The 10,668-nt window shown below is 40.4% G+C and carries 6 protein-coding genes, 5 pseudogenes and 1 other annotated feature; of the genes and pseudogenes, 9 read left to right on the top strand and 2 right to left on the bottom strand.

Going from position 1 to position 10,668, the window contains the following annotated elements:
• The first annotated feature begins 267 nt into the window (after positions 1 to 267).
• A complete protein-coding gene (locus JCM21738_RS07545) occupies positions 268 to 447 on the top strand; it encodes a YuzI family membrane protein (protein WP_035209163.1) in 180 nt (59 codons plus the stop codon).
• Positions 448 to 564: 117 nt separating this feature from the next.
• A complete protein-coding gene (locus JCM21738_RS07540) occupies positions 565 to 1,311 on the top strand; it encodes a YjbA family protein (protein ID WP_023615274.1) in 747 nt (248 codons plus the stop codon).
• Between the two features lie 50 nt (positions 1,312 to 1,361).
• Here JCM21738_RS07540 and trpS read toward each other — a convergent pair whose 3' ends face one another.
• On the bottom strand, positions 1,362 to 2,354 hold the full coding sequence (trpS, locus tag JCM21738_RS07535) for a tryptophan--tRNA ligase (RefSeq protein WP_173401221.1): 993 nt from the start codon (positions 2,352 to 2,354) through the stop codon (positions 1,362 to 1,364).
• Positions 2,355 to 2,459: 105 nt separating this feature from the next.
• Positions 2,460 to 2,687 (bottom strand) — a binding site (T-box leader).
• Positions 2,688 to 2,750: 63 nt separating this feature from the next.
• Positions 2,751 to 3,116 (bottom strand): DUF3899 domain-containing protein, encoded by a 366-nt coding sequence (locus JCM21738_RS22340; protein WP_023615271.1) that lies wholly within the window; start codon positions 3,114 to 3,116, stop codon positions 2,751 to 2,753.
• 271 nt (positions 3,117 to 3,387) lie between these two features.
• On the opposite strand from JCM21738_RS22340, the gene JCM21738_RS07525 reads away from it, so the two are divergent.
• The 7 genes and pseudogenes from JCM21738_RS07525 to JCM21738_RS07500 all read left to right on the top strand — a co-directional run bounded on the left by JCM21738_RS07525 (position 3,388) and on the right by JCM21738_RS07500 (position 10,615).
• Positions 3,388 to 5,097, top strand: a complete 1,710-nt coding sequence (locus JCM21738_RS07525; RefSeq protein ID WP_023615270.1) for a peptide ABC transporter substrate-binding protein — start codon at positions 3,388 to 3,390, stop codon at positions 5,095 to 5,097.
• 139 nt (positions 5,098 to 5,236) lie between these two features.
• Positions 5,237 to 6,165, top strand: a pseudogene (gene opp3b, locus JCM21738_RS07520) (oligopeptide ABC transporter permease).
• A pseudogene (gene opp3C / locus JCM21738_RS07515) lies at positions 6,165 to 7,191 on the top strand (oligopeptide ABC transporter permease). The pseudogenes opp3b and opp3C overlap by 1 nt, the downstream one beginning before the upstream one ends.
• An 18-nt stretch (positions 7,192 to 7,209) precedes the next feature.
• A pseudogene (locus tag JCM21738_RS07510) lies at positions 7,210 to 8,245 on the top strand (ABC transporter ATP-binding protein).
• A 21-nt stretch (positions 8,246 to 8,266) separates the two neighbouring features.
• Positions 8,267 to 8,748, top strand: a pseudogene (locus JCM21738_RS25535) (ATP-binding cassette domain-containing protein); the annotation flags it as partial.
• A gap of 102 nt (positions 8,749 to 8,850) precedes the next feature.
• Positions 8,851 to 9,207 carry an ABC transporter ATP-binding protein gene (locus JCM21738_RS25530; RefSeq protein WP_369385680.1) on the top strand — a complete coding sequence of 119 codons (357 nt, stop codon included), beginning with the start codon at positions 8,851 to 8,853 and terminating at the stop codon, positions 9,205 to 9,207.
• A 359-nt stretch (positions 9,208 to 9,566) separates the two neighbouring features.
• A pseudogene (locus tag JCM21738_RS07500) lies at positions 9,567 to 10,615 on the top strand (putative glycoside hydrolase).
• Positions 10,616 to 10,668: the final 53 nt, after the last annotated feature.

Genomic DNA, 10,668 nt, shown 5'->3' with positions numbered 1-10,668 from the left:
AAAACAATGAATGGACCCGCGTGAAATGTCCGAAGTGACCTCAGGTTCGTACAAAAAAGTAGAGTAAGCTTAAATGTAATGCATATTCGGTTCTTCCCTATGAAATGCTGCTGTATTTTTCCAAGTAGTTGGTTCATTACTTGATGTACATTTAAAGCAGCTTTCAGTTCTTCTCAACCAACTTCCTTCATATATATATTAAAAATGGACAGGCCGGGATGGGGGAAGTGTGTAATATGAATTTCTGTTATGAAGAGAGTCAATCTGATGATCTTTAGATTGTTTATTTTGACGATTGGTTTTGGACTGGCTGTATCTGGGGGGATCAGTTCAATCGCTTATTTGAATCTGATTGTAGCTGGGCACGGTCTGGATGAGTATTTAGCTTTTGTAGCGCGAAGAGTGGAGTGCTACTTGCTGCCGGCTGGAATTGGATCATTTGGTTAAGCATTTATTGGCCTCATAATAATGATATAAATTGATCTTCCTTTTAAGGAATATTTTTACTTAGTGATGCCCATACTGATGGACAAACAGTTTCTTGAAGTGAGGGGTTATAAAATCATGTTGTATCTTCATGATGTCTGGGTAAACTGGTTCGAAGGGGAAGAGAACGGCTATAATGTCTGTCATTTCCACGAATGGCGGAAGGACGATGGTGTTGAGCTGCTGGACCAGGTGCCGCTCCTTAAAATTGACCATCTGTTATTTAATTACATTGAGAATGATTTATCGGAGTTGCCTCAACAGCTTCTGGATGACATTTACCGTAAGGCATATTTGAGAAAAAACCATGAACGTACGCAGCTTGATTACTGTTTCGTTGTTTCGGATGGAACTGGGATACTCGCTGTTGACACCATTGGCTATAATATCCCAATCCGAAAGAGCCGGCTTATTCCGCGCCAGGAGCAGCTCGTGTACGAAATGATTGAAAACCAGGATACTATCCAATATGGATTCAATGATCAAAGTGCCTTAAAGGACTTCCATATTTTATCGCCTTCTCCGGATTTAATGAGAGGGCTGACGCGTAAGGAAAGACAGTTGAAGCAATTATTGTTCATGGCCATGGACCAGTTGAGTTCCTCTAAAAATGTGGCTGAAGTCCGTTACTGGTTCACTGAATGGAAACCAGAATTATATGAAGAAATTCAACGCCTTGGATTTGAAGAGGTATGGGAACAGTTATATGAAGAAACAAAGTTTGGCTGGTCACATAAACACGAGAAGTTTTGCGAAAACATCATCAAAGGGCAATCCTTTTTCGAAAAACTTTGGGAAATGGAGCACGGTCCTAAAGTAAATTGATTACTATTACAAAAAAAGGAGCTGACATATTATCAGCTCCGTTTCTATTATTATTTTCGCTTGCGCCCAAGGCCCATCGCATTTTCCATTTTCTTTACCATTTTGTTTGCGACAAAGTTTGCTTTTTCAGCACCACGGTCAAGAATTTCATCGAGCTCTTGTGAATCAATCAGCTCGTAATATTTTTTCTGGATTGGCTCTATTACGTCGACAACTACCTTCGCAAGGTCTGCCTTGAACTCTCCGTATCCTTTACCTTCATATTCCTTTTCAATATCAGCAATTGCTTTGGCAGTCAAGATAGAATAGATGGACAAGAGGTTAGAAATGCCGGGCTTGTTCTCTTTATCAAATTTCACAATGCCCTCTGAGTCAGTTACAGCACTCTTGATTTTCTTTTCAATTTGCTTCGGTTCGTCGAGCATGGAAATGAAAGCCTTGCTGTTAGGATCCGATTTGCTCATTTTCTTCAATGGATCCTGTAAAGACATGACTCTTGCTCCAACTTTAGCTATGCGAACTTCAGGAATGGTAAAAATGTCATTGTATTTCTTATTGAAGCGCTCGGCAAGATCCCTTGTCAGCTCTAAATGTTGCTTTTGGTCTTCGCCCACAGGTACAAGATTCGTATTATAAAGCAGGATGTCGGCTGCCATCAAAGGGGGATAGGTTAAAAGACCAGCTGAGACTGCTTCTTTTCCAGTAGATTTATCCTTGAATTGGGTCATCCTTTCAAGCTCACCTATATATGCAACACATTGCATCATCCATCCTGCCTGAGTATGTGCCGGCACTTCCGATTGGATGAATAATGTTACTTTTTCAGGGTCGATTCCTGAAGCGATGTACAATGCTGCAAGGCCTTTAATATTCTTTCTAAGCTGTAAACGATCCTGCGGGACGGTTATCGCGTGCTGGTCGACGATACAGAAATAACAGTTATATTCTTCCTGCAGTTCTATGAATTGCTTCATTGCGCCGATATAGTTGCCAAGTGTGATGGTTCCGCTCGGCTGGATGCCGGAAAAAATAGTTTCCATAATAAATTCCTCCTATAAGTATATATCTTGTTCTCATTCTGTCTGAATGTGTTTACATTGGTGTAAAACAGAAGAAAAAAGAACACAAAAAGACCATTCGTCCTAAAATCTAGGGACGAATGGTCCGTGTTGCCACCCTAATTACTCACGAATGAGTCACTCTGCCCATGCCACAGTGAAGCATGGATTCCTTTAACGCAGGATTACGCCCGGATCTACTTAAGTTCAAACCAGAAGCTCAAAAGTCCATTCCAATTGCCAGGCTGTTTGTTTCCACCAACCACAAACTCTCTGAAAGCCTTGAACAAATGTACTACTCTTCATCATTGCATTTAAAGTTTAATTTAAAAATGATTATAATCAAATCGATCATGATAAGCAAGAGATCCTGAGGGATTTTTAAATATAATACAGGAACAGTGCGGCAAGCATCAGAATAAAGTCTAATAGTCCAATCATTAAAAGGGGATTTGCATTAATGGTAACCAGTTCGGATAAAGGAGTCATTTCATCAAATGACTTTTTCTTTTCACCTTCCTCTTTACCAGCAAAAACCGTTCTGAATGAATAGGAAATTGCGTCAAAAAAACCTGAATTTACTGTAAATACTATTAATGATGAAAAAAGCAGGGCACTTGCAATGTAAAAGGAGAAATTTATATAACTTAGCAATGTTATTCTCTGCTGATAGACAAGTGAGAGAATGAAAACCAACACTTGAGAGGACAAAAATCCATAAAAAATTTTCCCAAATCTATTACGCATTTTTCTAAAGCTCCCTTATATTGTTATTTCATAAAAGTAATTTACAGAATAAAACTTAAAAAATAATCAAATATTACAATAAGTAACACGGTGAATATGCCCGGAAAAGGCTTATAAGTCACTATTATAACATAAATCAAGGAGGAAATTTATTACTATTGTTTCAAAGTTGTAAATTTTCGCGCAAAAATATTGAACATTTAATTTAATCTATGTATAATAGGGAATGTAAAAAGTTTTCAGAAAACAACAATAAAAAGGGGGCGTATCCTTGAAAAAGTCAAAATTTTCTATTCTATTGATTTTGACTCTAGTATTCTCGTTAATCCTGTCTGCTTGTAACAGCGGTAATGAAAATGGTGGAGACAAAAAGCCTGCTGATAATGACGACGCAACAGGCGAAGAAGTAGCTAATGTAGCACAAGAATTAAACATGTTGGATTCTTCTGAAATCCCAACTATGGACAGCGTACTTGCTGAAGGTTCTACAAGTTTCACTTACATAAACAACGTAGGTGAAGGTCTATACCGCCTTGACCAGGATCACAAGCCTGTTCCTGCACTAGCAGAAGGCGAGCCTGAAATCAGCGATGACCAGAAAGTTTACACTTTCAAACTTCGTGATTCTAAATGGTCTAACGGTGAGCCTGTAACTGCACACGACTTCGTGTTTGCTTGGCGCCGTGCGATCGACCCTGCAACTGCTTCACCTTATGGTCCATACATGATGGGCGGAAAAATCAAGGGGGCAGCTGAGATCACTGAAGCTGGAGCTGCTAAGAAAGAATACAATTTAGAAGATCTTGGCGTTAAAGCAATCGACGACAAGACTTTGGAAGTAACTCTTGAAAAGCCAGTAGTATACTGGGAAGATCTATTCGCTTTCCCAACATTCTACCCACAGAATGAAAAGTTCGTAACTGAAAAAGGCGACGCGTTCGCTAGCAATGCTGAAAACTTACTTTACAATGGTCCATTCAAAATGGAAAAATGGGAAGGTACTGACGCAACTGAGTGGGTACTTGTTAAAAACCCAGATTACCATAGTGCTGACGATGTAACTCTTGAAAAAATCACTGTTAACGTAGTTAAAGATTCTAACTCTGCTGTAAACGCATTCGAAGCTGGCGAAACAGACATGACTGGATTGCTTTCTTCTGATATCGTTCCTTCTTATGAAGGTGATGAGCGTATGCTTACATGGATGGAGCCAGTAGTATTCTGGATCAAAATGAACCAGAAGAACGAAGCTCTTGCTAACGTAAACATCCGTAAAGCGATCGCTATGGGCTTCAACAAAGAAGACCTTGCAAAGAGCATCCTTAACAACGGATCTATCGCTGCAAACTTCTTTGTACCAAAAGATTTCGTTAAAGGTCCTAACGGAGAAGACTTCCGTGAAAAGCATGGCGACCTAATCGTTTTCAATGCTGAAGAAGCTAAGAAGCATTGGGAAACTGGTCTTAAGGAACTGGGTGTAGATAAGCTGGAAATCCGTTACCTTGGTGGAGACACTGAAGCAGCTAAGAAAACTGATGCTTATATCAAGAACCAGTTAGAAACAAACCTTCCTGGTTTGACAGTTAAGCTTGAAAGCGTGCCTTTCGCTGTTCGTCTAGAGCGTGACAACGCTATGGATTATGATCTTCAATTTGCTGGATGGGGTCCTGACTACGGTAACGCATTATCGTTCACTGACCTTTGGATCACTAATGGCGGAAGCAACAGAATGGGATACTCTAACCCAGAATACGATAAGCTGATCAAAGCTGCTCAAACTGAGCTTGCTACTGACCCAGAAAAGAACTGGGAAGCACAGCAGGAAGCTGAAAGAATCATGCTTGAAGAAGATGCTGGTTTAGCGCCTGTTTACCAACGTTCTGCTAACATCCTTCTAAACCCTGGAGTTAAGGGACTTGCGATTTACAACTACGGTCCTGACTATAACTTCCAGTGGGTTAAAATTACTGAAGCTGAATAATAACTGAAGCAGTTTCTTATTTCAGAGTGTAATAATTCTGAGGATAGAAAGAGAGTATATCTAGATATACTCTCTTTTTCCCTGTAAAGCATTTGTCGAACAATAGGGAAAATTGAAATAATACAGGAGGTGCACCCATATGGCGAAATACCTGTTAAAAAGGGTACTTTATATGTTTTTGACTCTTTTCATCATTGCGTCCCTAACATTTTTCTTAATGAAAATCATTCCTGGTACGCCTTTTGCAAGTGCGAATAAATTGGGCCCTGCACAGATGGAAATCATGAAAGCGAAATATGGTCTAGATCAGCCAGTGCCTGTGCAGTATGCTAAGTATATTGGCAACTTGCTTCAAGGGGATCTTGGTATTTCCTTTCAGTTTAATAACACTCCGGTTACGGACCTAATGTTCAAACGTTTAGGACCTTCCATGCAGCTAGGTGCCCAAGCAATGTTACTGGGAACAATCGTTGGTATTTTACTTGGTATATTTGCTGCTTTAAGACAGAATACCTGGGTCGATTATAGTTCCACTTTTGTTGCAGTATTGGGTAAGTCTATTCCTAACTTCGTTTTTGCAGGCTTGCTGCAATACTTTGTAGGTGTGAAATTGGGCTGGTTCCCGGTTCTTTTCTGGCGTGGGTTTGAATATACAATCCTGCGACTATAGCTTTGTCCATGCTTCCAATAGCAATTGCAGCTCGTTTTATGAGAACAGAAATGATTGAAGTCTTAGGCTCTGACTACATTACATTGGCAAAAGCAAAAGGAGCAAGCTTCTTTGAAATTGCTTTCAAGCACGCATTGAGAAATGCAATGATTCCACTAGTAACAGTTTTAGGTCCATTGGCGATTTCCTTGATGACTGGCTCCCTTGTAATTGAGAAAATTTTTGCGATTCCTGGACTTGGTGAACAGTTCGTAAAATCTATCACAGTAAATGATTACCCAGTTATCATGGGAACAACCATTTTATTTGCTGCATTATTTGTAGTTATCATCCTTGTAGTGGATATTCTTTATGGGATCATCGATCCACGCATCAGGTTGTCTGGAGGTAATAAGTAATGGCTGACTTCGAAGCAAAAATTCCAAAAGACCGTTTTAGGCCGCAGAAATCGATTCGGCCAAAAGCGAGGAAATAAACAAGCCAAGCTTAACCTTCTGGCAGGATGCTTGGATGCGTGTCCGTAAAAATAAGGGTGCTCTTGTCAGTTTGATTGTGATGGGCATTGTTATAATTATGGCCTGGTAGGACCTTTGATTAGCGGCAAAGAATTTGATAAACAATATGTTCCACACAATAATCTACCACCCAAAATACAGGGGCTTGAACATATAAGCTGGCTTCCATTTGACGGTATCAAGGTGAATAAAGCGGGCAAAGAAATCGATATGTATGAAGTCAAAAAGGTAGATGAGTACTACTGGTTTGGAACAGACGCTCTTGGACGTGACTTATTTACTCGTGTCTGGAAAGGTACGCAAATCTCCTTGTACATTGCCCTTTTGGCAGCCGTTATTGATATGATCATCGGTGTTGCTTATGGTGCGATATCTGGGTATTTCGGTGGAAGATTGGATAATGTGATGCAGAGGATTACCGAAATCCTTGTGGGTATACCAACTATGATTGTTGTGATCTTGATGATCCTGGTTCTTGACCCTGGTATTATTTCTATTACCGTAGCATTGACGATTACAGGCTGGGTTGGTATGGCTCGTGTCGTGCGTGCTCAGACACTTAAATTAAAGGAACAGGAATTTGTTCTAGCCTCCAAAACCCTTGGTAACAGTGATGGTAAAATTATCTCTAAACATTTATTGCCAAACCTTGCAGGTGTCATTATTATCAATACGATGTTCACTATTCCAAATGCAGTATTCTTTGAAGCGTTCCTGAGCTTTATCGGTCTGGGACTCCAGGAACCATACGCATCACTTGGTACATTGATTGATGAAGGATTCAAAGTACTGAGATTGCACCCACATGAGATGATAATTCCAGCTGTTGTCATCAGTGTCATTATGATTACCTTCAATATGCTGGCAGACGGATTGCGCGATGCGCTTGATCCGAAAATGCGCGATTAAAGGGCAGGTGAATGTATTATGGAAAATATTTTAGAAGTTAAGGATTTAAATATCTCCTTCCATACATTTGCGGGCGAGATTAAGGCAATCCGCGGTGTGAATTTTGAACTTAAAAAAGGAGAAACACTGGCAATAGTTGGTGAGTCTGGTTCAGGAAAATCGGTCACGACTAAAGCGATCATGAGGTTGCTGCCTCCTGGCAATTCTGAAATCAAGCAGGGTGAAATATTGTTTGAAGGCAGGGATTTAGCTAAATTGACCGACAAGCAAATGCAGAAAATCCGTGGACAGGATATTTCGATGATTTTCCAGGATCCAATGACGTCTTTAAACCCAACAATGACTGTTGGAAAGCAAATCATGGAACCGCTGATCAAACATCAAAATATGAGCAAATCAGCGGCAAGAGAACGTGTACTTCAACTCTTGAAGCTGGTAGGTATCCCGCAACCAGAATTACGCATCAAGCAATACCCGCATCAATTTTCAGGTGGTATGAGACAAAGGGTTGTAATCGCAATTGCTTTGGCATGTAACCCAAAAATCCTGATTGCTGATGAGCCTACAACAGCATTGGATGTTACGATCCAGGCACAGATTTTGGAACTGATGAAAGATTTGCAAAAAAAAAATTGATACTTCAATCATTTTCATTACTCATGACCTTGGAGTTGTAGCGAACGTAGCTGACCGTGTGGCAGTTATGTACGGTGGTAAAATTGTCGAAATTGGTACTGTGGATGAAGTTTTCTACAATCCGCAACATCCTTATACTTGGGGATTGATCAGTTCAATGCCAAGCCTGGATGCTAAAGAAGAGGAACTTTACGCAATTCCTGGTACGCCGCCAAACTTGTTGCATCCGCCAAAAGGAGATGCTTTTGCACCTCGTAATGAATATGCAATGCAAATCGACTTAGAGGAACAGCCTCCAATGTTTAAAGTGTCTGAAACTCATTACGCTGCTACATGGCTGTTGCATCCAGATGCACCTAAGGTAGAACCGCCGGAAGCTGTGAAGAGCAGAATGCGTAAATTCATGGGCACGAAATAACTGTAAGAGGAGGACTGGCTGATGGAAAATAGGGAAAAGCTTCTTGAAATAAAGAATCTGAAGCAATACTTCAATATGGGTCAAGTAAATGAAGTAAAAGCGATTGACGGAATTACTTTTGATATCTTTAAAGGAGAAACTCTTGGATTGGTTGGAGAATCAGGCTGTGGCAAGTCCACGACTGGCCGAACAATCATCAGGCTTTATGAAGCAACAGATGGAGAGATCCTTTACAAGGGAGAAAACGTACACGGCAAGAAGAACAAAAAAGACTTAAAGAGATTCAACAGAAGTATGCAAATGATTTTCCAGGATCCTTATGCATCCTTGAATCCAAGGATGAAAGTTTCCGATGTTATTGCTGAGGCATTGATATTCATGGCCTGGCAAAAAGTAAGCAAGAAAGAATGGAAATGGTATATGAATTGCTTGAAACAGTTGGCTTAAACAGAGAACACGCCAACCGTTATCCTCATGAGTTTTCAGGTGGACAAAGGCAGCGTATCGGGATTGCACGCGCTCTTGCAGTGCAGCCGGAATTTATTATTGCAGACGAACCAATTTCCGCATTAGACGTTTCCATCCAGGCGCAAGTAGTCAACCTGATGAAGAAATTGCAGCGTGAAAAAGGTTTAACATACTTGTTTATCGCACACGACCTTTCAATGGTAAAATATATCAGTGACAGAATTGGTGTTATGTACTTCGGAAAGCTGGTTGAGCTAACTACCGCTGAAGAACTATACAAAAATCCGCTTCATCCGTACACTCAATCTTTGCTATCAGCGATACCGCTGCCGGATCCTGAATCTGAGCGCACACGCAGACGTAAAACTTATGATCCAAATGTGCATCAGTATGCAGACGGTGAAGAAGTGAAGATGCGCGAAGTTTCTCCAGGCCACTTTGTGTATTGCTCTGAAAAAGAATTGAAGCAATATCAGCAGCAATATGTCAAATAAACTTAACGATCTCTTATTTTGAGATCGTTTTTTCTTTTTTTTCTTTTTTTTGCCTGGAAATATTGGTGATTAATCCAGGCAATAAATTCCATGCAAAAATAATCTATAATATCTAAATCTGTCGAAAGTGGGTAAAATAGAAATATAGATTAATATTATAGAGAAAGAAACTATTAGAGTGGGCGTACGTTTTGAAAGGAGAGGTGTTTGTGCAATTTAAAAAAATCGCAGCAGCAGCATTATTGGCTGCCTCTTGTTCACAAGCAGGAGGTACAGTGTTTGCAGAATCGAAAGCACATGAAACAGAAAAACTTCCGGTCAGGGAACATCAGTCATTGGTTAGGGAAATACCAAAGCAGATGCCAAGATTTAAATTCGATTCAGGTTACACATTTGAATATCCGGATGCCGTAAGAGGAATTTATGTAACTGGAAATTCAGCTGGTGGAGAGAAGTTTAATAGTCTTACAAAACTTGTTGATGACACCGATTTAAACGCAATGGTTATCGATATAAAAGAGGACCATGGATATCTTACATATCAACCAAATGAAGATTCATCCTTTCAAGATATCGGAAAGCCTTATATTAAAGATCCTGCAAAATTATTAAAGACTCTCGAAGAGAAACAAATCTATCCTATCGCAAGGGTAGTAGTTTTCAAAGATACAGCTCTGGCAAACAAGAAGCCTGAGTGGTCATTTAAAGATGGTAATCAAGTCTGGAAAAATGGCAGAGGAGAATCGTTCGTAAATCCATTCGTCAAAGAAGTTTGGGATTACAACGTTCAAATTGCATCGAGGCAGCAAAGATGGGCTTTCAGGAAATCCAGTTCGACTATGTCCGTTTCCCTGAGGGATTCGAAAAGAGGGACTCTACTCTACAATATTCCATGGGGGACTATAAGGATGGAGAAATGGATAATGTGCAAAAACGGGTCAAAGCAGTAACCGACTTTGTAGCCTATGCCCAAAAAGAATTAAAGCCATATGATGTAAAAGTGTCTGTGGATATCTTTGGCTATACAGCAACACTTCCTGAAGCACCAGGAATCGGACAGAATTTTTCGAAGATATCAGAGAATGTAGATGTCATTTCTTCAATGATTTATCCGAGCCATTGGACTTCTTATTTCGGGATTGCCAAGCCTGACACAGAGCCATACCGTCTCGTTCAGGAATATGCAAAATTGGAGAAGAAGAAGCTCGATGAATTAAAGACCCCGCCTGTTTCACGCCCCTGGCTGCAAGATTTCACAGCATCATGGTTAGGCAGTGGAAATTACCTTGTCTACGGAAAAAAGGAAGTCGAAGACCAAATCAGGGCATTGAAGGATCAGGGGATTAATGAATACCTATTGTGGAACGCAAGCAACAGGTACTCTCCTAATGTTGATTACACACCATAACCTCGAAGGAGAAAAGTGCATGCGCCATGGTCAGCCACGACAAGCGCTGGTGC

Source organism: Mesobacillus boroniphilus JCM 21738 (genome assembly GCF_000517385.1).
GTDB classification, from domain to species: Bacteria; Bacillota; Bacilli; order Bacillales; family Cytobacillaceae; genus Mesobacillus; species Mesobacillus boroniphilus.
This window is presented reverse-complemented; position numbering and strand designations above follow the sequence as displayed.

Bases quoted from the DNA above. Each gene is read 5' to 3' on its own strand.
- JCM21738_RS07540 (WP_023615274.1), top strand. From the start codon at position 565: ATGTTGTATCTTCATGATGTCTGGGTAAACTGGTTCGAAGGGGAAGAG.
- JCM21738_RS25530 (WP_369385680.1), top strand. From the start codon at position 8,851: ATGAAGAAATTGCAGCGTGAAAAAGGTTTAACATACTTGTTTATCGCA.
- JCM21738_RS07545 (WP_035209163.1), top strand. From the start codon at position 268: ATGATCTTTAGATTGTTTATTTTGACGATTGGTTTTGGACTGGCTGTA.
- JCM21738_RS22340 (WP_023615271.1), bottom strand. From the start codon at position 3,116: ATGCGTAATAGATTTGGGAAAATTTTTTATGGATTTTTGTCCTCTCAA.